The organism is Flavobacterium fluvii (assembly GCF_900129545.1).
GTDB lineage: Bacteria > Bacteroidota > Bacteroidia > Flavobacteriales > Flavobacteriaceae > Flavobacterium > Flavobacterium fluvii.
Map to the genome: position 1 here is coordinate 224,150 of NZ_FQWB01000003.1, position 26,303 is coordinate 250,452.

The 26,303-nt window shown below is 36.4% G+C and carries 25 protein-coding genes; 15 read left to right on the top strand and 10 right to left on the bottom strand.

The window, feature by feature from the left end; genetic code table 11:
* From BUC16_RS08770 to BUC16_RS08830, 13 genes are all read left to right on the top strand, one after another.
* On the top strand, positions 1-1,137 hold the full coding sequence (locus BUC16_RS08770; RefSeq protein ID WP_141226111.1) for an acyltransferase family protein: 1,137 nt from the start codon (positions 1-3) through the stop codon (positions 1,135-1,137).
* Positions 1,138-1,185: 48 nt separating this feature from the next.
* Positions 1,186-2,301 (top strand): acyltransferase family protein, encoded by a 1,116-nt coding sequence (locus BUC16_RS08775; RefSeq protein WP_073369874.1) that lies wholly within the window; start codon positions 1,186-1,188, stop codon positions 2,299-2,301.
* Positions 2,302-2,365: 64 nt separating this feature from the next.
* On the top strand, positions 2,366-3,802 hold the full coding sequence (locus BUC16_RS08780) for an MBOAT family O-acyltransferase (RefSeq protein WP_073369876.1): 1,437 nt from the start codon (positions 2,366-2,368) through the stop codon (positions 3,800-3,802).
* A complete protein-coding gene (locus tag BUC16_RS08785; protein WP_073369878.1) occupies positions 3,803-4,687 on the top strand; it encodes a hypothetical protein in 885 nt (294 codons plus the stop codon).
* A 97-nt stretch (positions 4,688-4,784) separates the two neighbouring features.
* Positions 4,785-5,681, top strand: a complete 897-nt coding sequence (locus tag BUC16_RS08790; RefSeq protein WP_073369880.1) for a hypothetical protein — start codon at positions 4,785-4,787, stop codon at positions 5,679-5,681.
* A gap of 134 nt (positions 5,682-5,815) precedes the next feature.
* Positions 5,816-6,595, top strand: a complete 780-nt coding sequence (locus tag BUC16_RS08795) for a class I SAM-dependent methyltransferase (protein ID WP_073369882.1) — start codon at positions 5,816-5,818, stop codon at positions 6,593-6,595.
* Positions 6,588-7,406, top strand: a complete 819-nt coding sequence (locus BUC16_RS08800) for a hypothetical protein (protein WP_073369884.1) — start codon at positions 6,588-6,590, stop codon at positions 7,404-7,406. The genes BUC16_RS08795 and BUC16_RS08800 overlap by 8 nt, the downstream gene beginning before the upstream one ends.
* A 25-nt stretch (positions 7,407-7,431) precedes the next feature.
* Complete coding sequence (locus BUC16_RS08805; protein ID WP_073370232.1) at positions 7,432-8,829, top strand: CDP-glycerol glycerophosphotransferase family protein; 1,398 nt, start codon at positions 7,432-7,434, stop codon at positions 8,827-8,829.
* Positions 8,822-9,901 (top strand): glycosyltransferase family 4 protein, encoded by a 1,080-nt coding sequence (locus tag BUC16_RS08810; RefSeq protein WP_084546131.1) that lies wholly within the window; start codon positions 8,822-8,824, stop codon positions 9,899-9,901. The genes BUC16_RS08805 and BUC16_RS08810 overlap by 8 nt, the downstream gene beginning before the upstream one ends.
* Complete coding sequence (locus tag BUC16_RS08815) at positions 9,892-11,037, top strand: glycosyltransferase family 4 protein (RefSeq protein WP_073369886.1); 1,146 nt, start codon at positions 9,892-9,894, stop codon at positions 11,035-11,037. Before BUC16_RS08810 ends, BUC16_RS08815 begins: the two co-directional genes overlap by 10 nt.
* A gap of 1 nt (position 11,038) precedes the next feature.
* Positions 11,039-12,583, top strand: a complete 1,545-nt coding sequence (locus tag BUC16_RS08820) for a glycosyltransferase family 2 protein (protein ID WP_073369887.1) — start codon at positions 11,039-11,041, stop codon at positions 12,581-12,583.
* Positions 12,584-12,586: 3 nt separating this feature from the next.
* Positions 12,587-13,588, top strand: a complete 1,002-nt coding sequence (locus BUC16_RS08825) for a glycosyltransferase family 2 protein (RefSeq protein WP_073369889.1) — start codon at positions 12,587-12,589, stop codon at positions 13,586-13,588.
* 7 nt (positions 13,589-13,595) lie between these two features.
* The gene (locus BUC16_RS08830; RefSeq protein ID WP_073369891.1) at positions 13,596-14,882 is read left to right on the top strand and encodes a hypothetical protein; all 1,287 of its coding nucleotides are present in this window, start codon (positions 13,596-13,598) and stop codon (positions 14,880-14,882) included.
* A gap of 213 nt (positions 14,883-15,095) precedes the next feature.
* Here the strand turns inward: BUC16_RS08830 and BUC16_RS08835 are convergent, their stop codons facing one another.
* Positions 15,096-15,845 (bottom strand): hypothetical protein, encoded by a 750-nt coding sequence (locus BUC16_RS08835; RefSeq protein WP_073369893.1) that lies wholly within the window; start codon positions 15,843-15,845, stop codon positions 15,096-15,098.
* A gap of 547 nt (positions 15,846-16,392) precedes the next feature.
* On the opposite strand from BUC16_RS08835, the gene BUC16_RS08840 reads away from it, so the two are divergent.
* Positions 16,393-16,602 carry a hypothetical protein gene (locus tag BUC16_RS08840; protein ID WP_073369895.1) on the top strand — a complete coding sequence of 70 codons (210 nt, stop codon included), beginning with the start codon at positions 16,393-16,395 and terminating at the stop codon, positions 16,600-16,602.
* Between the two features lie 312 nt (positions 16,603-16,914).
* Here BUC16_RS08840 and BUC16_RS08845 read toward each other — a convergent pair whose 3' ends face one another.
* The 9 genes from BUC16_RS08845 to udk form a co-directional block, all read right to left on the bottom strand.
* A complete protein-coding gene (locus tag BUC16_RS08845) occupies positions 16,915-17,796 on the bottom strand; it encodes an SDR family oxidoreductase (RefSeq protein WP_073369897.1) in 882 nt (293 codons plus the stop codon).
* 242 nt (positions 17,797-18,038) lie between these two features.
* Positions 18,039-18,356: a GIY-YIG nuclease family protein gene (locus BUC16_RS08850; RefSeq protein WP_073369899.1), complete on the bottom strand. Its 318-nt coding sequence runs from the start codon at positions 18,354-18,356 to the stop codon at positions 18,039-18,041.
* A 168-nt stretch (positions 18,357-18,524) separates the two neighbouring features.
* The gene (locus tag BUC16_RS08855; protein ID WP_073369902.1) at positions 18,525-19,652 is read right to left on the bottom strand and encodes a methionine aminotransferase; all 1,128 of its coding nucleotides are present in this window, start codon (positions 19,650-19,652) and stop codon (positions 18,525-18,527) included.
* Positions 19,653-19,741: 89 nt separating this feature from the next.
* Positions 19,742-20,248: a YybH family protein gene (locus BUC16_RS08860; RefSeq protein WP_073369904.1), complete on the bottom strand. Its 507-nt coding sequence runs from the start codon at positions 20,246-20,248 to the stop codon at positions 19,742-19,744.
* Positions 20,249-20,376: 128 nt separating this feature from the next.
* Complete coding sequence (scpA, locus tag BUC16_RS08865; RefSeq protein WP_141226112.1) at positions 20,377-22,500, bottom strand: methylmalonyl-CoA mutase; 2,124 nt, start codon at positions 22,498-22,500, stop codon at positions 20,377-20,379.
* Positions 22,500-22,955: a hypothetical protein gene (locus BUC16_RS08870; protein ID WP_073369907.1), complete on the bottom strand. Its 456-nt coding sequence runs from the start codon at positions 22,953-22,955 to the stop codon at positions 22,500-22,502. Before BUC16_RS08870 ends, scpA begins: the two co-directional genes overlap by 1 nt.
* Before the next feature lie 15 nt (positions 22,956-22,970).
* Positions 22,971-24,335 (bottom strand): methylmalonyl-CoA mutase subunit beta, encoded by a 1,365-nt coding sequence (locus BUC16_RS08875; RefSeq protein WP_073369909.1) that lies wholly within the window; start codon positions 24,333-24,335, stop codon positions 22,971-22,973.
* Between the two features lie 128 nt (positions 24,336-24,463).
* Positions 24,464-24,796, bottom strand: coding sequence for an FtsB family cell division protein (locus BUC16_RS08880; protein ID WP_073370235.1), 333 nt, complete (start codon positions 24,794-24,796; stop codon positions 24,464-24,466).
* Between the two features lie 258 nt (positions 24,797-25,054).
* The gene (udk, locus tag BUC16_RS08885) at positions 25,055-25,663 is read right to left on the bottom strand and encodes a uridine kinase (RefSeq protein ID WP_073369910.1); all 609 of its coding nucleotides are present in this window, start codon (positions 25,661-25,663) and stop codon (positions 25,055-25,057) included.
* Between the two features lie 153 nt (positions 25,664-25,816).
* On the opposite strand from udk, the gene BUC16_RS08890 reads away from it, so the two are divergent.
* Complete coding sequence (locus BUC16_RS08890) at positions 25,817-26,239, top strand: RrF2 family transcriptional regulator (RefSeq protein ID WP_073369912.1); 423 nt, start codon at positions 25,817-25,819, stop codon at positions 26,237-26,239.
* The last annotated feature ends 64 nt before the right edge of the window (positions 26,240-26,303 follow it).

The window sequence follows — 26,303 nt, forward strand, 5'->3', positions numbered from 1 at the left end:
TTGATTTATAATAAGGGCCAAAAAAAAGCTATGCAAGAGGAAGTGATTGAAAAAAAGAATAGACGAAGAGAGCTTGATTTTTTGAGAGGTATTGCTATACTTTTGGTGTTATTTCGTCATCAGTTATTGTTCTCTTTTTTAAAACAGATGGGTTGGATTGGTGTTGATTTGTTTTTTGTTCTCAGTGGTTTTTTAGTCTCCGGTTTGTTATTTAAGGAGTTTCAAAAATTTGGGGTTATCGATCCTAAATTGTTTTTAATTCAAAGGGGATTCAAGATTTATCCCATTTATTACCTGACCTATATTTTGTACATTTTGGCAATAATTATGGAGCATAATTTAAAATTGAAGAAAGTATTTTTTGATTTAGTTTTTATTCAGAATTATGCTTTGGGTTGGGGATATGGCTATCCTGCCAGTTGGTCTTTAGCTGTGGAGGAGCATTTTTATTTTGGTTTGGTATTGCTTTTATGGTTGATATTTAATAAAAAATTAATACGGTTTAATGATTTTACCGAGAATCGATTTTCGGCTTTTGAAAAACTATTGTTAGTAGCATTAGTTTGTGTTTTTATTTTGAGAATTATTTCAAATATTGAATTTCCCAATCAAATGGTTAGAAACACTACAATGTCACATTTAAGAATAGATTCTCTATTGGCAGGAGTATTAATTTCATATTGGTATCATTTCAAGAGAAATAAATTGATTTTGTATTATTCAAAATATCAAAAGTATTTATTGGTCTTGTCCTTTTTCTTTATTTCTTTCACCCCATTTATAGAACCCATTGGCTCTTTTTTTGTAAAAACTATTGGTTTTACAATGTTATATATTGCATTTGGTATTCTGATTCTTCATTTTTTGCTCGATTCCCAAATCAATTCTAGAATTAATCGAATTTTTTCCACAGTTTTAGTTTCTTTTATTTCAAAAATTAGATTTTCCTCTTATTCTATTTATGTAATTCATTCTTTCGTTATATATTTGGTTCGGTTATTAAATTTAGACAACCGTTATTTGTGTTTTCTGCTTGTGTCGGTTGTTTCTATAGGGACAGGATTTCTAATGACCTATAAAGTTGAAAAATGTTTTTTGAATTACAGAGACCAATATTTTCCTAGTAGAGCAATATAGTTTTTATAACAGATTAACAAAAAGCAGTTGCCACAAACAATTTAATTAATGATTATAAAGAATAATAGGCTAAGGGAACTTGATTTTCTAAGGGGTATAGCCATACTACTTGTTTTGATGCGGCATCAATTACTTTTTGAATTTACCAGAAAAATGGGGTGGATTGGGGTGGACTTGTTTTTTGTATTGAGCGGGTTTTTGGTTTCGGGCTTGTTGTTCAAAGAGTATCTCAGGTATGGAAACATAAAGCCAGGCTTGTTTTTGATAAGAAGAGGGTTTAAGATTTACCCTATTTATTATTTGTCTTATTTTTTATATTTAGCGCCTAAAATTGCCAAGCATCAATTCGAATTAAAAGGATTTCTTGCGGATCTATTTTTTGTACAGAACTATGTTTGGGGTTGGGGATATGCCTATGTACCAACGTGGTCGTTGGCGGTGGAAGAACATTTTTATTTTGGATTTGCAGCCATTCTTTTTTTTGTGATAAAGAGAAACGCGTTCCATTTTAAGGAGACTTCTAATTCAAACAAACTGGGTCAATTTGAAATGGCGTTAATTTGCGTAATGGTCTTTTGTCTTGTCATGAGACTAATAAGCAATGTTTATTTTCTTGAAGATGAGGATAAAAATATTACCATGTCACATCTTAGAATAGATTCTCTATTGGCGGGAGTATTTATTTCTTATTTGTATTATTTTAAAAATAAATACTTGACCCACTTTTTTAGTTCTTACAAAACCATTTTGATGATTTCGGCTTTTGTGTTGGTTGCTTTTACCCCTTTTATTGATTTTGAAGAGTCTTTTTTTGTACGAACTTTCGGATTCACATTTCTTTATGTTTCATTTGGGATTGTATTGCTCTATTTTCTATTGGAAGAGAGCATCAATATTAGGTTGGATAAGCTTTTCTCAAAGCATATTGTGGACAGTATTAGTAAAATAGGTTTTTCATCCTATTCCATCTACATCATTCATGGGGTTGTCAATTTTGTTTTTTCGGTTATCAACGTGTATTTTTTGAAAATAGAATTTAATTCTTTTTTTGTTTTTTTTGTGACCTCAGCTATCAGTATTTTTACAGGTATATTTATGACTACTCATATTGAAAAATATTTTTTAACCATCAGAAACAAACGGTTTCCAAGTAGAATAAATTAATGTGTATTAACTTTAGAAAACGAGTCATTATAAATGTTATCAGTCTTACTAATTAAAATATATAATGCTATTTAATTCATTTTCCTTTTTACTATTTCTTCCCATTGTTTTCGCACTATATTGGTGGGTCAATAAAAAAAGTTTAGGTCTGCAAAATGTTTTGTTGTTGATGGCCAGTTATTTTTTTTATGCCTGCTGGGACTGGCGTTTTCTGTTTCTGCTGGTATTTTCTACAGCGTTGGATTATTTTACTGGAATAAAAATGGCGGAAGCCAAAAATCTTAACCATAAAAAAAAATGGTTTTGGTTGAGTATTATAGTAAATCTAGGGTTTCTGGGGATTTTTAAGTATTATAATTTCTTTGCCGATTCCTTTGCCGAAGCACTATCAGTCATGGGAATACATTCCAATTTTTGGACATTGAAAGTGATTTTACCTGTTGGAATTTCCTTTTATACCTTTCACGGCTTGTCTTATGTCATTGATATTTATAAAGGGCGAATCGAACCGGAAAGAAATATTATTACCTATTCTCTTTTCGTAGGTTATTTTCCTCTATTGGTGGCTGGACCCATAGAGCGTGCCACTCATTTATTGCCACAAATTAAAAAGCGCCGATTTTTTGACTATAACATAGCCATGGATGGAGTACATCAAATCATTTGGGGATTATTCAAAAAAGTAGTCATAGCCGATAATTGTGCCTTGTATGCCAATGACATATTTGACCATTACGAGTCCATGAATTCCTTGTCCTTGTTGTTGGGGGCTGTTTATTTTTCCTTCCAGATATATGGGGATTTTAGTGGGTATTCCGATATTGCTTTAGGAACTTCGAAACTATTCGGAATCGATTTACTTCGTAATTTTAACTATCCTTATTTTTCAAGAGACATAGCCGAGTTTTGGCGTCGTTGGCATATTTCCTTGTCGTCATGGTTTCGGGATTATTTATACATTCCATTGGGAGGCAGTAGAGGGGGGACTTGGATGAAAGTCAGGAATACTTTTATTGTTTTTTTAGTGAGTGGTTTTTGGCACGGAGCCAATTGGACTTTTATTGTTTGGGGATCCTTGCACGCGGTCTTTTTTTTACCTCTTTTGATTACGCAGAATAACAGAAACAATTTGGACACGGTTGCAAAAGGGAAAAACTTGCCTACAATAAAAGAATTTTTGAGTATGCTGCTTACCTTCAGTTTGACCACTTTTGCATGGATATTTTTTAGGGCTAAAACGGTTGCTGAAGCTTGTTCCTATATTAAGATGATGTTCAGTTTTGACTTTAGAGGGGTAATTCAATATTTAGATTTCGAGAGGTATTCTGTAGAATTGCTTTTATTGTTGGGGCTGTTTGTCGTTTTTGAATGGAAATCACGAGAAAAAGAACATCCCATTGCTGGAAAGTTTGCAGTTCTTAAAGCTTTGGCAATACTAATGGCAATATTAATTTTCGGTGCTTATTCCAATCCAAGTGATTTTATTTATTTCCAGTTTTAGATGAAAAAATTTAGTAGCTATATAGTTGGAGGTTTAGCGTTGATTCTACTAATGATGTCAATATTGGATATTGGATATACCAAAATATATGAGGTCTCTTATCCCCGTACTAAATTTCAGTATTTAAGAAGTTTAGAAGACACGAAAGTGGATTATATTTTTTTGGGTTCATCAAGAGTAGAAAATGGAATCATACCATCAGTAATAATACAAAAGACAAATAAAACGGCTGTTAATCTTGGTTTTCAAGCCTCAAAAGCAGGCGATATTTTTACTGTTTTACAGTTAATAAAAAAATACAACATCCATTATGAAAAAATTTTAATTCAAATAGATTACATCTATAATAATGTTGACGGAAATTCCAATATTTTTCAATTCGAGATGATTCCTTTTATTAGAGAAAATGAAATCACGAAACAGTATTCCAATGAATATTCCAGAAATCCCATAGCTAATTATTATCTTCCTTTTTTCAGATATTGCTCGAATGATTTAAGAATTGGATTTAGGGAGGTTTTTTCTAATGTGATACACAAAAAAACAACTATTGTAGCCAATAAAGGATATGTTGCTTTGCAAGGAAATTCAAAATATTTAAAAGGCTCATTGCCTAATAGCATAATAAACAATAATGCTGTTTTTGACAGCATTAGAGGCTTTTGTAAAAAAAACAAGATTGATGTGGTGTACTATTGTGCCCCGTTTTGCAAGAATAATAAAAATAAGGATTTCACATCCAAATTAAAAATTAAAATACCAGAATTAATAGATTTTTCTACTGCAATTAATGATGATCAAATGTTTGAGAATTGTAATCATTTGAATGACAGAGGGGCCAGACGATTTACAGAAATTCTTGCGGAGGAACTATTGGTAAAGTAAAGGGAATCATAATTATTAAAAATTATATTTATAATAGATGTAATTATAATTTTTTGATGTTTTTTAATTCAGACGATTTATTAATTTCCAGTTTTAGATGAATAAATTTATTAAAACAATTGTAGTTTATGTAATGCTAACTTTATTGTCAATGTTGGCTTTAGATGGACTATATACTTTTGTTTATTCCAATTCAGTTGCAAGAAATAAAGTACAGTATGCAATGAATGCATCTCCAAAACATTATGATGCCATTATACTAGGTTCTTCAAGGGCAGAAAATCATTTAATACCAGAAATGTTTCATAAATCGGGTTTGAATGTGTATAACTTTGGAATGAGTGGAGGAAGTTTATGTGAAGATAGTTTGTTATTGAAACTTTTTTTCGAGAAAGGAAATACCACCGATAAAATAATATTGCAAGTCGATTTACAATTTTTATCTGAAGCTTCGGCAGAGGGTATACAAGCAGAGTTTTTGCCTTATTTAGCAACAAACAAAACCATATATCATCATTATCAAGATAAAATCGAGAATGAATTTGGTCTTGCCTATTTTCCCTTTTACAGGTATTGCAAACTTGATTCCAAAATTGGTTTAAGAGAATTAGTAATAACTTTAATGAAAAAAAAAGCTAAGTTTTATAAAACAAATGGATTTGTACCTTTAGATGGAACTCTTAATACCAATTTAAGACAAGATTTGCCCAAAGTGATGGCTTCAAAAAATAAATACTATGACGAAATAGTTGCCATAAGTAAAATAAATAAGGTGCAATTAATTCCTTTTATAGCTCCTTTTTGCAAGTATGCCAACAATAGAGATTTTTTTTCTAAACTCAATCACAGGATTCCGGAATTGCATGATTATAGCAATTTTATAAAAGAGGATAGCCTGTTTGCCACTTGTGGTCATCTGAATAAAAAAGGAGCAGCAGTTTTTACTAGAATGATAGTAGAGCAACTTTTTGGAATTAATAATATGGAAAAATAGTAGTTTTAAAGTTATACTATTTTAAAAAAATCAATTTGTCCAGTATTGATAATTATATTCAATTGTTTTTGGAAACCATCTAAAATGTTGATATTTGGACAACCAATAATTAAGAATAATTAAGAGACAGTTAAGTGAAAAATTTCATAATCAATATAAAGTCCAAGTTTTCTTCACATCAAAAAGATAAAGTAAAAAGCGTCATCAATAATTCTATGGCCTACTTTGTATCTGACAACTTAACAATTTTGGCTAAAATTTATCGTTCGGATAAGTGGGGAAGACATTTTTACACGCCACACTATAATAGCCATTTCAAGAAATTAAGATTCAAGAGTATCAATCTTCTAGAGATTGGAGTTGGTGGGTATGAAAGTCCTTTTGAAGGAGGAAATTCGCTTCGAATGTGGAAAAAGTTTTTTCCATTTGGAAAAATATATGCTATTGATATTTATAATAAATCACCACAAGAAGAAAGAAGAATAAAAATCTTTGAAGGAAGTCAAGTTGATGAATTGTTTCTTGCTTCTATTTGTAATCAAATAGGAGAATTTGACTTAATTATAGATGATGGGAGCCATATAAACGAACATGTAATCAAATCGTTTGAGTTTTTATTTCCTAAACTAAAAAAGGGAGGTATTTATGTAATTGAGGATACTCAAACTTCCTATTGGGAGGATTATGGAGGAACTTCGAAAGATTTTAATTATAAAGGAACAATATATGACTATTTTAAATCTTTGATTGATTCTTTGAATCACCAAGAGTTTATGATACCGGGCTATAAAAAGTCATATTTTGACAAACATGTAATATCCATTCATTTTTACCATAACATGATTTTTATTTATAAAGGGGACAATGATGAACCATCTAATTATCTTGTTAATAATATGAAGAAAAATGGGTGATTCTAATATTGCAATGTTAACTACGGTCATCAATAAAGAACTGTATCAAAAAAGTTCCCAATTATTTCCGAAAAACATTCAAAAATATGTTATTGACGGAACTAATGGCATGCACGGTCTTGACAGTATTTTTTACATGATGCAAAAACTGAAAGGCAAAAGCATAGAATGGTTAATAATGGCAGATGAAGACGTTTTGTTTGAGGATCCCAACATGGTTTTTGATATAATACAAAAAATGAAATCTGAAAATTTTACTGCTTGTGGTATTCGTGATGGAGGGCTTATTTCGCATCGCGTGTATAATCCTTATTTAATGAACACTTTTTTTTCAATAATTAATTTTAAGGAGATCGAAGCTATTTGGAATACAATTGAAGTCACAAAGAATCAATTTATCGCAAAGAACGAGTTTGACGATGATTTGTCACATTTAAAGGGTAATTATGATGTGTCAAGTATCTATGAACCCTATTATTGTTTCTACCTTTGGTTAAGAAGAAATAAAAAACAATTTCTTTTTTTGGATTCTAACCAACCTTTTCAAGAAGACCCAATAACAAATGTGGTTTATTTTGAAGAGAAAGTACTGTTGTATCACACTTGGTATGCCCGCTCTTATGGTGTCAATAAAAAGCATACTAACAGAATCAACAAAATATTAAAAATATTAAAATTTGAAAACAAAATTGTTCCAACCCCCATAGTTTTTAAACATAAAACTTTTTTCATAATCCAAAAGGTTAGAAAGATAAATAAAAGGATAATGATGAGAATTCAGATTGTAAAAAAAATGATTGTAAAAGAATGATTGTAAAAGAATGATTGTAAAAAAAATGAAAAAACTGGGAATAGTTATAACAGATGGAGTGGGTTTTCGCAATTTTATCATGAGTGATTTCATTGCCGAAGCTATACAACAGTTTGATTCAATAACCCTATATTCGGGTTTGCCGATATATGCTTATAATACTATTTCGCAACCCAACATAACTATCAAGGAATTGGACGTTTATGTAGAATCCAAACCGGTTTGGTTTTTCAGGAAATGGAAAGAAGTGGCCCATTTGCAAAAGCACCAGTCTTTTTATGGGATGAAAGATAATTTGGAAACAGGCTATCCCAAAAACAATTCAGCTCGGGCATTATTGGTCAAGTTGATTTATTGTTGCACTCGTTTTATCCATTCGGATGCCAGTATTTTATTAGCCGAAAAGTGGCAGTTTTTGTTCTTTTCCAAAAATAAAATTACTCAATCGTATTTGCAACTTCTCAAGGAAGACAAACCTTCACATTTGTTTTTTACCCATCAAAGACCGCCGTTTTTGGCTCCGTTTTTATATGCGGCCCAGCAATTGAAAATACCGACCAGTACTTTTATTTTTAGTTGGGACAATCTAGCCTCAAAAGGAAGAATGTTAGGAACTTTTGATTATTTCCTGGTTTGGAGTCATTTGATGCAATCGGAATTATTGTATTTTTATCCAACGGTTTCAACCGAAAAGGTAAAAGTGGTGGGGACTCCTCAATTTGAGCCTTATGTGATGGCAAAATACAAAACTACCGCCGATGAATTTTATGCCAAATTCAGTTTGGATGCTAATTTGAAAACCATTTGCTACAGCTGTGCCGATGTTTCCATTGGATCCAACGACCCAATAGTAATTCGAGCTATTGCCAATGCCATTAGAAACAATAGTATTCAAGCCAAGGTGCAATTGGTAGTCAGGACTTCTCCTGCCGAAGACCATTCCAGATTCAAGACCATTCGAGAGGAATTTACAGAAATAAAATGGAATGTTCCCAAATGGGTTTTGACCAGAGAAAATCACGCAGAAACTTGGTCGCAACGCGTGCCGTCCGAAGAGGACATAAAAGACTTGCGTTCCTTGTTGGAATACGTAGATTTGAACATTAATATGTGCTCGACGATGAGTTTGGATTTTATGTTGTTTGACAAGCCCGTTATCAATACCGTTTTTGGCAATCCCGAAAATGGAATGTACAACGACCAACGTTTTCTGAATTTCGATCATTTCAAAAAAGTGGTCGATAGTAAATCGGTGACTATTGCCAAAAATGAAACCGAATTGATCAACCAAATCAATGACGCTTTGAATAACCCAAAGGAAAGAACTGCAGAAAGAAAAGCGATGATTGATTTGCAAGTAAGTGAATCACTGGAGGGAACCAGCAAACGAATTGCCACCACTTTATCCCATTGGAATGACTAAAAATAAAAAAATAGCCGTTGTTTGCAATTATGCACTGAATCCCAATCGCATTGGCGGAATGGATCGGTTTTATGTGGGGTATGATAAAAAAGCAAAAGAATTGGGTTATGAGGTTGAATGGTATTTTTTGGATTATGAACCCTTTTATTTCTATTCGAGATTGACCATTTTTAGTGCCAATAACCAAAATGTGGAATCTTTTTTCTTGAAAAAAGTAAATCAAGAAAACCTACGATACGATATTTTGGTTACTCATTTTTTGGCTTTGTGTACCTCTTTTTTCAAAAAAGCAAAAGGGGAGGGCATTCAACAAACGATAGTGGTGGATCACAATCCAAGACCTCTGGAAGGTTTTCCACTTTCCAAGATTTTAAAAAATAAAGCAAAAGGAATTTTGTATTCCCGCTATATAGACCAGTTCATCGGAGTTTCCGAATATACTCGAAAGCACATTCTCAAAGATTATGGTTTCTTTCTAGACAAGAAAACAACTGTTGTTTATAATGGAATCGATACTTCGGTCTTTGTGAAACGAATCCGAGAAAACAAGAATAAATTTATACTCACCTCCCATTTGCGAGAATCTAAAGGAATTCAAGATTTATTGAAGGCCTTGTCTCTTTTGGAGAGCAATATTACAAATCAAATGCAGATTGATGTTTTTGGGGAAGGACCTTATGAAGGGGAATTGAGAAGATTGACCAATAAGTTTAATCTCGCTGGCATTGTTAATTATGAAGGAAGTTCTTCAAACTTAAATAAACTTTATTCGGAATATGCATTTTTAATTCAGCCTTCACATGGTGAAACATTTTGCTATTCTATTATTGAAAGTTTAGTATGCAAGGTTCCAGTTGTTACCACATTGGAGGCTGGAAATGTGCTTTCCGTGATTGAGGAAAATACAAATGGGTTTCTTTTTAATGCCGGTAATTATCAACAGTTGGCAACAATTCTAAAGAATATTGTTTTAGGGGATTTGAAAATAGACAAAGACTTTAGTTTACAAATAGAAAAGGATTTCAATTTGGAAAAAATGGTCAACGAACACATACAGTTATTATGCAAATAGCTTTCCTGACTCCCGAATACCCACATCACAAAACAGGAAATTCCGGTGGGATTGGAACGAGCATAAAGAACTTGGCTAGAGGGCTCTTGGCAGAAGGCTGTTCGGTTCGGGTGTTGGTCTATGGTCAAAAAGAAGAGGATGTTTTTAATGATTATGGGATTATTGTTCAACAAATTCAAAACGTAAAATTCAAAGGGTTGTCCTGGTGGCTGACCCGAAAAAAGCTGGAGCGCATCATCAATCAATTGTACGCCAATACAGCAATCGACTTGCTGGAAGCACCGGATTGGACGGGTATCACTTCCTTTATCCAACCCGAAAAGTGCCCAATTGTCATAAGACTTAACGGATGCGACACTTATTTCTGTCATTTGGACAACCGTCCCGTGAAATGGATGAATAAATTTCACGAAAAAAGAGCACTTCAAAAGGCAGATGGTTTATTGTCCGTTAGTCAATTCACTGCTGATTTGACGAATGAAGTTTTTGGATTGAAAAGAAAATTTACCATAATACCCAATTCTATTGATGTTGATTTGTTCAATAGTAATGACAACAGCAATGACAATAATACTATATTGTATTTCGGTAGTTTGATTCGGAAAAAAGGTTTGCTGGAATTGCCTTTTATTTTCAATGAAGTGATTCGAAATAATCCCGAGGTTCAACTCGTTTTGGTGGGTAAAGATGTGCCTGATATTGTTTCGGGAAATTCATCGACTTGGGCAATGATGCAAGAACTATTTATGGACGGAGCTTTGCAAAAGGTCAGTTATTTGGGAAGTGTTCCTTATCAGGAAATAAAAAAGCAAATAGAGTTGGCGACGGTTTGTGTTTTTCCTTCTTTCGCCGAGGCTTTACCCGTTTCTTGGATTGAAGCTATGGCGATGCAAAAAGCGGTTGTAGCTTCCAATATTGGTTGGGCAAAGGAGATTATTGAGGATGGAAAAGAAGGTTATTTGGTTAACCCAAAAGAACACAAGGAATATGCCATGCAAATCAATACTCTTTTAAATAATCCTGATTTAATGTTTGCATTTGGAAAAGCCGCACGAGAAAAAGTAGTTGATAAGTTTGACATAAGAGTGGTTAGCCGGGAGAGTATGGCTTTTTACGATTCAATTATAAAAGAATAAGATGATTTTGGAATTAAAAGAATATACCACAACATCAGGAGAAATTATTGTCTATAATGGCACTCCTGATTTTGATAAATTAGATGAATTGTCAAAAGGCCCAGGGGATATTTGGCACAGTTCTTTTGATCAAGGATATAAAAATGCTTTTCCGGAATTAGTGTATCAAACCGCAGTGTTTTTTTGGTATTTGAATGATTTTGACAATTTGAATGAATGCGTAAGTTGGAGAATTAATCCCAATGCCTTTGCCGTTCGAAAATCACTATGGGAAATGACCAATGGTTTTGATACAGATTTTGAAAACCCCCAAATGCAAGCTTTGGATTTTGGATTTCGATTGAATCGTTTTATAGGAGGAGTCACTTTATATGTAAAAGGGTTGTTTCCTGCAGCTGCTGTCGAAAAAGTAATTATTTCCAAAAGAGACCGCCATCTTTTTTTTAGAAAAAATTACAAACCCAGCCATGCCGTTTTTATGATTTATCGAATGGGGTTTTGGAAAATTTCAGAATGGAAAGCGTTTTATTGTGCCTTGAACAAATATAAAAAACGAACGGATAACTATAGAATTCCTCCCCGTAAACTAAACCAAATAGAAGGTAATCCCTCTGTAAGTTATATTATTCCCACTATGTTTCGCCAAGACTATGCGCTGCAGTTATTAGAAGATTTGGCCGTCCAAAATTATAAGCCTAGTCAAGTAGTAGTGGTCGATGCCACGCCCAAAGACGAAAGAAATGAATCTTTGTATAAAGTCAAAGAATATCCATTCGAATTGATTATTAAATGGCAAGAAACCAAAGGAAGTTGCAGGGCGAGAAATGAAGCAATTGCATTTTGTGATGGTGATTACATAGTTTTTGGAGATGATGATATTAGAATTACTCCTGATTTTATAGAAAACCACGTCCGGTTCTTGCAAACCTATAAGACTGGTGCGTGTAACGGATTGGATATTAGAGCGAGTCATCCTGCTCAAGACTTAAATGATTTGAATGATAAATTGGCAAGATTGGGTGATAAAAGATTTCTTGTGGGAAATGCGCAAATGTTTAGCAATGCTAATTCTTGTGTAAAAAAAATACATGTAGAGGAGTTGGTTGGGAATGATGTCAATTTTGATGGAGGCTATGGAGAAGATGCTGATTTTGGGATGTCTTTGACGAAAATCGGCGTTGCCGTTTTGAGTAACCCTTTTTCAACAAATTTGCACTTAAAACCACCAAGCGGAGGCTATCGTTTTTGGGGAAACCAGGCCAAAATTATGGGCAAGAAAAGAAAAATACAGCCTTGGGAGCTTGATACTCCTGTAAAATGGGTTAAACCCGTTCCAAGCCCAACCATTGTGTATGGTATTATGAAACAATTCACGCCTCAGCAACTAGTGGAATATAAATACAAGTATTTTAGTTTATATCTGTTTGAAGGTGCAAAACTTTCTTTTTTATATCGGCTATTGAGACTTCCATACAAGAATCTTCAATTTAAAAAATCGATTTTTTATGCTCGAAAACTAATGAATTTAGGAACAAGACACCAATAATAGATGAAATTTTCCCTCATTATCTGTACGTATATGCGTCCCAAGCCCTTGCTCCAATTGTTGCAATCAGTTCAGGAGCAAACCCTGTATCCCGATGAAATCCTGATTGTTGACGGCTCAATGAATCAAGAAACGGAAATTGCCCTAAAGGATAATCCATTCCCCAACCTGCATTATTTTGCTGTTCCACCAGAACATCGAGGTTTGACCAAACAGAGGAATTATGGTGTTGAAAGAATCGATAATATGGTAAATGTGGTTTGTTTTTTGGATGACGACACCATTTTGGAAAAGGATTATTTCGAGCAATTACTGAAAACCTATGAAATTTATCCAGAAGCTTTAGGAGTAGGGGGATATATCGGGAATGAATCCCAATGTGAATTTGTTGGAGAGGATTACCAACCCAGTATAGACGAATTTTTCTTTGATGGATGGAAGCGTAAAGATGGCAGCCGATTCGTTCTTAGAAAGAAATTGGGCTTGGACAGCGATTGTCCACCTGGGTTTTCTCCTAAATTTTCACACGGGAGAAGCGTTGGTTTTTTGCCTCCATCGGGAAAAATTTATGAAGTGGAGCAATTGATGGGAGGGGTTTCCTCTTTTAGAAAAGAAGTTTTTGATATCTTGAAATTTTCTACTTATTTTGAGGGTTATGGCTTGTATGAAGATGCTGATTTCACGCTGAGGGTGGCGAAAACAGGTAAGTTATACGTAAACACTGGGGCAAAACTATACCACTATCATGCTGTCATGGGACGCCCCAACCAATACCAATACGGTAAAATGGTGGTGCGAAACGGCTGGTATGTTTGGAGAGTCAAGAATCCAACGCCGTCGATAAACGCCAAAATAAAATGGCATTCCATCACTATATTATTGGCTTTGATCCGTTTTTCGAATACATTTACCACTACCAAAAGAAAACAAGCTTTTACCGAAGCCTTGGGGAGAACCGTGGGTTGGTGGAGTTTGTGGGTGAATAAACCCAAGATAAAGAATTGAATACCCTATGAAGAGAATAATTGATTTTGTCACCAAAAACCCTGTTTTAATAACCGCTTTAGTGTGCGTGGTATTTTATTTTTTGCCCTTCAAACCCAAGCCTTTTGGGGATGGAGAATACCACGAAGGCACTCTTCAGTTAATTCAATATATTGCTGACGGCTTTCGGGGAACTGTTCGTATTGACAAAGGACTGTTTACTTTGTTTTATTATTTGATTCCCTATTCTTTGGCCTATGTTTTTCATGATGACGGCCTATTTTATCTTTTTGGAATTGTTTTTAATTGCATGGCCACTTGTTGGGCAGTCTATTATTTGTTCGCTTCTTTTGATTTAATGAACTTCTCCGATACATCCAAATTTTGGTCTATCGTTGTTTTGATCCTGTTTCCCATTCATGTTTACTACGCTATGGGAATTTTGGCCGAAAGTGCCGCTTTTTTTGGGGTTTCTCTCTTTGTTTATGTCTGGTTAAAAATTACTGCAAATACCAATTCGGTAAAATATTATTTGTTGCTGTCCTTTTCTTTGGTAATCGTGTCGGGAACCAGACCCAATTTATTGCCTTTTCTGGTGTTGTTTTCCTTGTATTTTTTAACGATACAATCGGAATGGAAAAATAAAATTATTTTTATTTCGTCTCTTGCTTTTATGATGGTAACATTGGCTTTGGTCGAAAAAAAAATCAACAACACGGATGGAGCTTTCAAAAAAGACATTTTTAGAAAACATTTACTTTGGTCACGATACGAATTGCGGGATGACCCATTTAATTGGTTGCCACAACATGGTCAAGATGGATTTGAGTCTTCCGATTATCTCAATAATTTAAAAAAAAGGAATGAACTGGACTCCATTTGCGAGGAAAAACATTTGGACAAAACGAGCTATTACATTCATTGGGTAATGAATGATATTGTTCATCATCCAGTACTTACATTAAGACAATACAGTTTGAAATTTTTTCAATCCCAGACTTTTGTCATTTCACCGTTGATGAAATCCAACAAGAGCAATTTAGTGAAATGGGGTATCCACATCTACATCAATAGTATTAATTATATCCTGGTTTTCTTTTCGATGGCCACGATAGTGATTTTGTGGAGACAAAAGAAATACCAAATAGTAATCCCTCTTCTTTTGCTCTGGTCTTGGTCTTTGTTGTATGTCTTTGTCTTTCATTCCGAGCAGCGGTATATGTTTCCTATGCGTCCCGTTATGTTGTTTTTATTCGCCTATTTCGTGAATTATTATTTTAATGGGAATTCAACCAATAAAGAAGTTGTGAATTAAGGTTTTTGTAATTTCCAAAATAACAAACCATTTAGATTTGCTTTGACAGTAAACTTAAATGACCTTATATGGTTTAAAAGATATTAGATATTGTTTGAAAAAACAAAACCCCGCCAATCCAGCGAGGTTTCTCAGTCATTTTAAGACATTCAATCTGTTACCTTTCTAAATCTAAAATCTTTACTCTATATTCTTAAATCTACAATCTGCAATCTAAACCACCTCCACCACGTTCAAGACATTAAACATCCCGTTGCGCAAAGAATACTGCACCCCATTGACGTCTTGGAAAAACTCGATTAACAGCAAATGAAATCGTGTCCCTGTCCCCGTGGGAATTGCTTCTGGAGTCAATACTAGGGTCGAAATGCTGTTGTCCAACAACAAAATACTGGGAGGACTATAGCGACTGTCATAATCACCCGTTTCAAAATCCAGATCCACGTAGGCCGAACAGAAACTGACGTGGGTGGCACCTGCTGGAACACTCAAATGCTCTTGTGGGTTAAAATCGGGAATGCTGAGGATTCCAGTGCTCAAATCCACCGAATAGAATGCATGCAATACAGAGGACAAGGGGGCGTGTAAATTAAAATCAAACCCTTTCAACAGCAGCTTGCCTTCTGGATTGTCCATTCCCAAACGAACCAGTCGCTCGCCACGGGCAGAACTGCCATCATGGTTTTTGATGCTGTTCATCAACTGCAACATCCGGCTCGAGAGTTTGGAGTCTTTTGCCCGATGCAACAGAGGACCAATCGATTGCCGAAGTGCCTTGCCCGATTTTGCGTTCAAGGAAAACTCGCTGAGGTTTTCCCGGGTGCGTACAAAGGCCGGGTCGTTCATGATCCTGCTTTTGCTGACGCCACTTTTGGTTTTGACCAAATAACCGTCTGGACTCTTGTAAAAGGTTAATCCGTCAAACGTTCCTTTAAACTTGATAATGCCTGTTAACTTTCCCATAATTTAGGTTTTTAAATGAATAATACATCAAAGCTAAGCCGTTGGATTCCTTGTTGCAAGAACTGGGTACTGGATCAACGGTTATGGGAGCATTTGGCGTTTCAGTCCATATAATAGGGAATGTCACGCAATTTGTCGATTAAAAGGGGTGAATAAATATAAAGCTAAAAACAAAAATAAATACTGTTTTGATCGTTTTCCTCACTTCCTGCCAAAACCTTGAACAGGAAACCAATTAATGGATGACTTACAGTCTCTCATATACCTTCCCGCAATCTTCCTGCAACCTTTCCGCAACCTTCCCAATAAAAATTCGCCACTTGTATCCAAAGCAACTCATAACTTATTAACAATTAGATCACTTTGTATTACCTTATTTTGTGCTTTTTTGATAGGTGTGTTTTTTTATTTTTATCAAAAAGGATGCTTTTTGATTTTTTTTGATGCTGGGGTTTGAATCCTTCTTTTTTAGGCTGTTAAAAACTTTTCAACGATGCTGTGGTTTAGATAACTAATTTTATAATTCATTCAAAAAATGAGGTTATAAATGAAAAATATGGACAGGATCGTAATATATACCAGTGACATTATGCTGCTTACCGACAAAAGTGAGAGTTATGCCCGTAAAGAAATACAAATCCTCAAGAAAGCCTTGAACAAGGAAAAACATCAAAAAGTTACCATAAAGGAATATTGCCGGTATTATGACTTTTGTATTGAAGATGTTTTGGATGTTTTGTCTAAAAGAAACTTGTAAAAGAAATGGGAAGAATGCTATATTCAATGAAGGAAATTATACCGTTTTACTTTTGAATTTACTGAAATAAAAAAGTACCGTCTCTTCGAGTGATTTTGAATAGTTATGCGACAAGCTTTACTATTCAAAATTGTATCGAGAAGCCTACAATATAAGAGTTCTCGATACATTTCATTAAAAAAGTTATCGTTTAATGAAAGAATGGATTATACCTTTGTTTTTTGCTGTTTTAAGTGTAAAACAAAATCCCGCCAATTAGCTAGGCACTTTTAATTTTATTATTACAACCTGCCCACTGCAATCTGAAAACTGTCAACTATTCTTCTTCGCCTTGATCATCATTTCCAATTGATCCCAAAGTTCCTCTGGAATGGCTTCCAGGATATTGAATTCTCCGGCACCTTTGAGCCATTCGCCACCGTCAATGACAATGACCTCCCCATTGATGTAGGCTGAAAAATCGGAGACCAGATAGGCAGCCAGATTGGCCAATTCCTGATGGTTTCCCACACGTTTCAATGGTACTTTTTTGGACATGTCAAACTTCTCGGCCAAGTCGCCGGGCAACAATCTGTCCCAAGCTCCTTTGGTAGGAAATGGTCCTGGAGCTATTGCATTGGTGCGAATTCCATATTTTGCCCATTCAACGGCTAAACTTCTTGTCATTGCCAAGACACCCGCTTTGGCAGCTGCACTCGGTACTACATAAGCTGAACCAGTGAAAGCATAAGTGGTCACGATATTCAATATCGTTGATGCCGTTTGTTTGGTGTCTATCCAATGTTTTCCGAAAGCGAGCGTGCAGTTTTTGGAGCCTTTTAGCACGATGTCAATCACGGTGTCAAAAGCGTTGGCCGACAATCTTTCGGTGGGGGAGATGAAATTTCCCGCGGCATTGTTGAGCAAGACGTCCACTTTTCCGAAGGCTTTTAAAACCTCCTGTAACATTGCTTCGACTTGGTCGTAATGGCGCACATCACATTGCACTGCCAAACAGATTCCTCCCGTTTCGGTTTCCAGTTCCTTGGCCGTGTTTTGCAATTTATCCAAATCACGGGAGCTGATGGCTACATTGGCACCGAGTTCCATGAAATAGCGGGTCATGGCTTTGCCCAATCCGCTTCCGCCGCCGGTTACCACAATTACTTTGCCTTTTAAGGCATCATCACGAAGCATTTTTGCCGAGAAATCCATAGTCTTAATTTTATCTAGGTAAATATAAGGAAAAATAGTTGGTAGGCGTGCATAGTAAAGAGGAGGTATGGCTGAATTTTTTGTGATTTCGACCAAAGGGAGACCCGGGCGACAGCGAACAGGCGAAGCAAATAACATAAGTTGCTAACTTCAATTGCTCAAATAAGTTGCTCATTGTAATTGCTCTCGTTATGTGATTTCTCCTTCGTAGAAATGACAAAGTGGATATGAATTGATAAAGCTTACTCAAAATGATGATCAAGGAATTCTAATTTTGGATTAAAATCACGAATTAATGCCAGTTTTTTATCTCTTCTCCATTTTTTCAACTCTTTTTCTCTTGCAATGGCTTCTTGAACCCAAGTGAACTTTTCGTAAAAGACTAAGAATTCTATATTGTATTTAGAAGCAAATGTTTTGGTATTTGTTTCGATATTATTTTTATGTTGCTGTAATCGTATTTTTAAATTATTGGTTATGCCAATATAAAACGTAGAACGATATTTATTCGTGATAATATAAACGTAATAGGAATGAAAACCTAATTGTGGATTTAGCATAATTTACTATTTTTTTGTCATTTCGACCAGAGGGAGAAATCACATAAGTTGCTCACAATTGTTACTCTCGTTATGTGATTTGCTTCGCCTGTTCGCTGTCGCTCGGGTCTCCTTCGTCGAAATGACATAATTGCCCAAAATGACAAAGTGAAAACGAAATGACAATTTTTAAATAGCGCATAATCTTTTTGCCGCTTCTTCCAATGTAGTATTGTCTTTTGCAAAACAAAATCGAACGAGTTTCAGATCCTTTGCATCGGCATAAAAAATAGAGATGGGGATAGCTGCCACTCCATGTTCGGTGATCAATCGCTTGCAAAAATCGACATCATTTTCACTGGAAATGGCAGCATAGGAAGCCACCTGAAAATAGGTTCCTTCACAGGGCATCAATTCAAAGCGGCTGTTTTGGAGCAATTTCCTGAAATAATCCCTTTTTTCTTGATAGAAAGTTCCCAGTTCCTCCACCGAAACCAAGTCCAAATATTCGCTAATGGCAACTTGGGAAATGCTGTTGACGCTGAAAACCAAGAACTGGTGCACTTTTTTGATTTCCACCATTAAATGTTCTGGAGCAACGAGATAGCCCACTTTCCAACCCGTGATGTGGAATGATTTTCCAAAAGAGGAAACTACCATACTGCGATTGAAGAGTTTTGGACGGGAATGAACCGATATATGTTTCGGCCCAAAAGTGATATATTCATAGACTTCATCCGACAACAGAACTACTTCGGGATATTTTTCCAATAGATTTTCTAAAGCCAAAAAATCTGATTCAGTCCAAGTTTTTCCTGTTGGATTGTGTGGATTATTGATGATCATCATTTTTGTTTTGGAAGAAAAGGCTTTTTCTATGCGCTCCCAATTGGGCGTATAGTCGTCATTCAAATCGACTCGAACGGTTTTTGCATTGCACAACAAAACGGGTGCTTCATAACAGTCGTAGCTTGGATCGAGCATAACTACTTCGTTATTTGAGTTTACCAAAGCCTGGATGGCTGTAAAAATGGCTTGTGTGGCGCCGGCAGTTACCAACAGTTCCGTTTCGGGCTGAATGTTTCTTTGGTATCCTTTTTCTACAAGCTTTTTGATTTTCAACAATAAAGGAGGATAGCCCGACATCGGGAGGTATTGATGTATGTCTTCTTTTGAAATTCTGGACAAAATGTCGGTTAGTCTTTCGTCAACAGGAAAATTGGGAAAACCCTGTGACAGGTTGATGGCATTGTGTTCGACTGCCATTTTGGACATCAGAGTAAAAATACTGGTGCCAATATTGGGAAGTTTGGACATATTTAGGATCTTAAAGGTACGTTTCTGGTTTTGGCATACAAAATAAAAGCACCTCGATTGAAGTGCTTTTATTTTGTATGTGTCTTTTTTTATTTTACTGTTGGATCAGCTGGTTCAGAGTTGCCCATATCCCTAATGCATTTGTATTTACCGTCTATTTTTTTAAATAAACTAAAGTAGTTTCCGCTTCGTAATTTTGCGCCTGTGGAATCTACAAATTTGTAAGCTCCAATTTCCACTACATGATTCCCGTTTTCAGAAACATAAACTTCTTTGGTTTCAAAGGAAATTTTGTCTCCTTTTGTAAAATTGGCCAGTTCTTCTTTTATGGATTGATGAATGGCGTCTTTACCAACCAAAGGTAATTTTCCGTTGAAAAAACTCGTGGCATCATCTGCATAATAGGTCAAGGCGTCAATGTTTCCTGAATTGTAAACTGCCGCAAAGGCATCTTCCACGGCTTGAATTTCAGTCTTGATTTGTTCGTTGTCAATGGCTGGAGTGGCTGCGGTTGGTTCTTCTTTCTTTTGATTGCAGGCTATGGATAGGGTCAAGATAAACAACAGCAATCCTCCTATTAAAAACTTGTTTTTCATAATTATGTTTAGTTTAAGTTTATGATGGTTTATACATTAAAGGTTTATAAGGAATAAATTTAATAAAAAATATTGAATATTGGGTGTTTAATGCTGTTTTTTGAATTTTTAAACTGTCAAGCTTGCTATTATCCTTCCATCAATACTTCCAAGATACTTATCGCCGCTTCACTGATTTTCGTTCCAGGTCCAAAAATGGCCACTGCTCCTGCATCAAACAAAAACTGGTAATCTTGGGCAGGAATCACGCCACCCACAATAACCATGATGTCTTCGCGTCCGTATTTCTTGAGTTCTTCAATGACTTGCGGAACAAGGGTTTTGTGGCCCGCCGCAAGCGAGGAAATGCCAAGAATATGCACGTCATTTTCCACGGCTTGTTTGGCAGCTTCGGCAGGTGTTTGAAAAAGAGGTCCTATATCCACGTCAAAACCCAAATCGGCATAAGCGGTGGCTACCACTTTGGAACCGCGATCGTGTCCGTCTTGTCCCATTTTGGCAATCATTATTCTAGGACGACGCCCTTCTTTTTTGGCGAATTCGTCGGCTAGTTGTTTGGCTTTCTCGAAGCTTTCGTCGTCTTTAATTTCTTTGCTATACACGCCACTAAAGGATTTAATTTGTGCTTTATATCTTCCGAATACGGTTTCCAGCGCAGTGCTGATTTCGCCTAGAGTCGCTCTATATCGTGCGGCTTCAATGGCTAATTCCAGTAGATTGCCTTCTCCGGTTTGGGCACAAAGGGTTAGTTTTTCGAGTGAGAGTTGTACTTTTTTGGTATTTCTATTAGACTTGATTAGTTCTAATTTTTTGATCTGTTCTTGGCGTACCATTTGATTGTCGACATCGAGTATTTGCAAGGGGTCTTCTTTTTCCAATCGGTATTTGTTGACGCCGACGATAATGTCTTGGCTGCTGTCAATTCGGGCTTGTTTTCTGGCCGCAGCTTCTTCTATGCGCAGTTTCGGGATTCCGGATTCGATGGCTTTGGTCATTCCGCCCAGTTCTTCCACTTCTTCGATAAGTTTCCAAGCGTTTTGGGCAATTTCATTGGTCAAACTTTCCACGTAAAAACTGCCTGCCCAGGGATCGACCGTTTTGGTGATTTTGGTTTCTTCCTGCAAATAGATTTGGGTGTTTCTGGCAATCCTGGCCGAAAAATCGGTGGGCAAAGCAATGGCTTCATCGAGGGCGTTGGTGTGTAAGGATTGGGTACCCCCAAAAGCCGCTGCCGCCGCTTCAATACAAGTTCGCGTCACGTTGTTGAAAGGATCTTGCAAGGTCAAACTCCAACCCGAAGTTTGGCAATGAGTTCGCAATGCCAAGGATTTATCGTCTTTCGGATGGAATTGTTTCATCAGTTTTGCCCAAATAAGTCGCCCAGCCCTCATTTTGGCAATTTCCATGAAATGGTTCATTCCGATGGCCCAGAAAAAAGAGAGACGAGGGGCAAAGTCGTCGATTTTCATTCCTGTTGCCAATCCAGTTCGGATGTATTCCAAACCATCGGCCAAGGTGTAGGCCAATTCGATATCGGCGGTGGCTCCAGCTTCCTGCATATGATATCCCGAAATGGAAATGGAGTTGAATTTCGGCATTTTCTTGCTGGCAAATTCAAAAATATCGGCAATGATTTTCATCGATTGTGCGGGTGGATAGATGTAGGTGTTTCGCACCATGAACTCTTTCAGGATGTCGTTTTGGATGGTACCAGAAAGTTGTTCGGGTTTCACGTCCTGTTCTTCGGCGGCTACAATATAGAACGCCATAATGGGTAAAACGGCACCGTTCATCGTCATCGAAACCGACATTTCTCCTAGCGGAATCTGGTCAAACAGCATTTTCATATCTTCGACAGAATCGATGGCAACCCCCGCTTTACCTACATCGCCCGCTACACGTTCGTGGTCTGAATCGTAACCGCGATGTGTGGGTAGGTCGAAGGCTATCGAAAGTCCTTTTTGTCCTGCCTCAAGATTTCTTCTGTAAAAAGCATTGCTTTCTTCGGCAGTGGAAAATCCTGCATATTGCCGAATCGTCCAGGGATGTCGAACGTACATGGTGGTATGTGGTCCTCGCAAATTGGGTGCAAATCCAGCACCAAAATCAAGATGCTCGAGATTTTCAATGTCTTGTTCGGAGTAGTTTTTTTTTAATGAAATTCCCTCGGCGGTGAGGAAGTGTTTTTCTTCCAGCTCCACGCTTCCGGCTTCCGACTTTTCTAATTTTATATGTTGGAGGTTTTTACGCATTATTTTTCAATAATTTTAAATTTCCAATTTCGGTTTGAATTGTTGGCATTGAGCCCTTCAAGGAGTCCAGCACTGATGGTCACGCCCGAGCCAATGGTGAATATCAAAAAAGCAGAGTCGCTCCCTCCGGAAGCTGCAATTAAGGATGCTCCAACAATTGCAAGCCCGGTAATCAAGACCACGGTTTTGACTGTGGCCAGCGTTCTGGGTTGCTTTTTTATGCTTTGTAAACTATCTATTTTCACGGATTGATTGTTGACGGTAAAGCTTAGGCTATCTGAAAATTTTAGGTTTCCAATCAACTTTTTCCCATCCAATGTTCTGATTTTGACACGTTGGTTTTCTGCAAAATATTTTACTTTTCCAGTTTTGACGTTGGTAATTTCAATTGCTTTTTGTTGTGAAAATGAAGTGAATGAAGCCAAAAACACCAATAAATAGATTATATTTTTCATTATGTAAGCGTTTGATTAATTTTCTTCCTTGAGTCTTTCCTGTTCCAGTTTTTCGGATAATCGTTTTTCGATTATGGGGGTGATCAAGGTTTTTCTCGGTTTTATTTTTACGAATGGAAATAGTTCCAACTCCTCCTTCATTCGGTCTTTTTTGTTGGGATATTTATTGGTTCCAAGCAATATTTCTTTTCCGGAATCGAATAATTCTTGTTCTTTGTCGGCACTTTCCTGGATTTTTCTTTTGATGATGCCGTCGTTGAGTTGTTTGAGGAAACCGCCATTGGCTTCAATATCTTTAAATAAAGTCAATGCTTTTTCGGACAATTGGTTGGTTATGGTTTCGATGTAATAACTTCCGTCGGCGGGATTGTTGACTTTGTCAAAATTGCTTTCGTGTTTGAGGATGAGTAGTTGGTTTCGAGCCATTCGGTCGCCAAATTCATTGTCTTTGTGATACAAAGCATCGTAAGGAAGATTGGCAATGGCATCTGCTCCACCCAAAATGGCACTCATGCATTCGGTAGTGGTGCGCAACATGTTGACATTGTAATCGTAAATCGTTTTGTTGCGTTTTGAGGGCGAAACCAGCAAATGACAATCGAGATTGTGGTTGTATTCTTTGGCAATTAAATTAAAAAGCAATCGCAGGGCACGCAGTTTGGCAATTTCGAAAAAATAATTAGTGCCCACCGAAATTTCGAAAACGATGGTTTGGTTTATGGTAGTGATTCGGTTGAAATATTCGTTGGCGTGAGCCAAACTATAAGCGATTTGCTGTACCATGTTGGCACCGGAATTTTGGTATAAACCGCCATTAATGCTGATCAGGGAAACGTTTGTCGTGGCTGTCGAAAATAAATTTAGCGTCTCGAAATTGTTTTTTTCCTTGGTTGTAAACCAGTTTCCGTCTTTGGCCAATTGACCAATTGGATCGAGGTTGCAAAAGATTTTTGCGTTGGTTTTTTTTGCAAATGTGTCTATTTTTTTTACGAAATCAATGGACAAAAAAGTCAAGTTGAAGTATATTGTCACTTTCTTCAACGGAAGGTTTTCGAGTAGTTTTGCGACATCGGCAGTTTCGTCCTTGATGGTAAAACGAATGCTTTCGGCACCACGATTGATCGTGTCCTGAGCTCGAAGATTTGACTTTTTCAGGTCGTGGACAAAGATGTTTTGACAAATACGGAATTCGCTTGCCTTGGTTTGCACTGCTGCAACTCCCTTGAATTCGTCCCCGTGATAAAAGGGTTTTACCTGGATGTCTTCGGGAGAATTCCAGATTAATGTTTGGTTATAATCGGCACCATCAAGTTCGAACTGGATTTTTTGTTTCCATTGTTTGGAAGAAACGGAATCGAAATCGTCGAATAGATTTTTCATTTGCTGGGTTCAGTTTTAATTTTTGCCACAAAGGCGCAAAGGCGCGAATTTTAAATAAAAGCAACTTTTTGAATTAATTTAACCAAATTTGAATAACTTTTTCCTTCGTGACTTCGTGGCATCGAAGTCTATTTTTTGACGTCTTTTTCGATGGTGTCTCCTTCAAATTCTATGATGTAGATGTCTTCGCTGTCTTTTTTCATATAGTATTTTTCTCGGGCGTATTTTTCTATTTGTTGGGGATTCTTGAGTTTTTTGATGTTCTCCTGGTCTTTCCTGATTTCTTCTTGATAGTATTTTTTGTTGTCTTCGAGTTCATCGATTTGGTTGTCCAGCATGCGATGGTCGAAATAGGAGTAGTTGTCCAGAAATACCATCCAGGTGGTGAAAAATAACAAAACCCAAACGTATTTGTTGCTTAAAAATTTGAACCAAGGTTTGTCTTTGTGCGAGTTAGTCATTTGTAATACTTTGTTTTTAGCCCCGATTACTTCACTTTGCATCTACTTTCATCGGAGTTCAGTGAACTTCGTTTGCAGTGAAAATCCTTTTCTTTTTTTTCTTTAAAAAAAGAAAAGATTACTTCACAATGTTTTCATTTTAAACGGAGTTCAGTGAACTTTGTTTGCAACGGATAGCGGGAAATAGCTCCTGATTGCCACGTTCCTCGCAATGACAGAGCTGAAATTATTTTAATGTGCAATAAAATTACAAAAAAATTATAGAATTCGTTGGTTTATTACGGCGCGAACTACGTCGATGGCCACGGTGTTGTATTTGTCGTTGGGAATGATGATGTCGGCAAAGGCTTTCGTGGATTCGATAAATTGCTGGTGCATGGGTTTCAGTGTGGTTTGGTAGCGGTTCAAGACTTCTTCCATGTCACGGCCTCGTTCGGCAATATCGCGTTTTAATCGTCTGATTAATCGTTCGTCCGAATCGGCGTGAACGAATATCTTGATGTCGAACAAGTCGCGAAGTTCGGGATTTGAAAGAATCAAAATTCCTTCTACAATCATCACTTTTCGTGGATGTGTCACGATGGTGTCGTCGGTCCTGTTGTGTGTGGCAAAGGAATATACGGGTTGGTGAATGGTGTTTCCGGCTTTGAGTTCCTTGAGGTGTGCGACCAATAAATCGAAATCAATGGCTCGGGGATGGTCAAAGTTGGTTTTTGCCCGTTCCTCATAACTTTCGTTCGTGGATTCTTTGTAATAGGAATCCTGCGCAATAATTCCCACTTCGGTATGGGGCAATTCATTCATTATCTGATGGACCACGGTTGTTTTTCCCGATCCTGTTCCGCCTGCAATCCCAATAATCAGCATAAAATAGTCGTGTTACGTTTTTATCGGAACAAAAATAGGGATTTATTGATTGGGATGGATGTATTATTCCATAATCTGAAGTAAGTTTTGATTTGGACAACGGTTAATGAGAGTTCATTTATTTTTACTATTTTAGCTAAAAATTATCAAAAAATGCTATCACAAAAAACGAAATATGCTCTTAAAGCACTGCTCTATTTGGCAGAACAAGAGGAAGGACATATCGCAAAAACCATCGATATTTCTGCAGGAGCCAATATTCCCAAAAAATTTTTGGAACAAATCTTGTTGGATTTGAAAAGAGCTCATTTTGTGGGTAGCAAACTAGGTAAATTTGGAGGTTATTACCTTTTGAAATCCAAATATGTCATCACTTTGGCCGATATTCATCGATTGTTTGATGGGGCCATTGCTTTATTGCCTTGTGCTTCCCTACATTTTTATGAACCTTGTTCGGATTGTAAAACGGAATCGGAATGCCTATTAAGACACGGATTATTGGCAGTAAGAGACGAAACTTTGAAATCGATGCAAGAAATCACCATTGCCTCATTGATTGAAAAAAAAGAAAAGTAACTTATATCAATAACAGCTTCTGTTTTGTTTGATTAAAGCACTGTCTGTATTTACTATGCAAAAA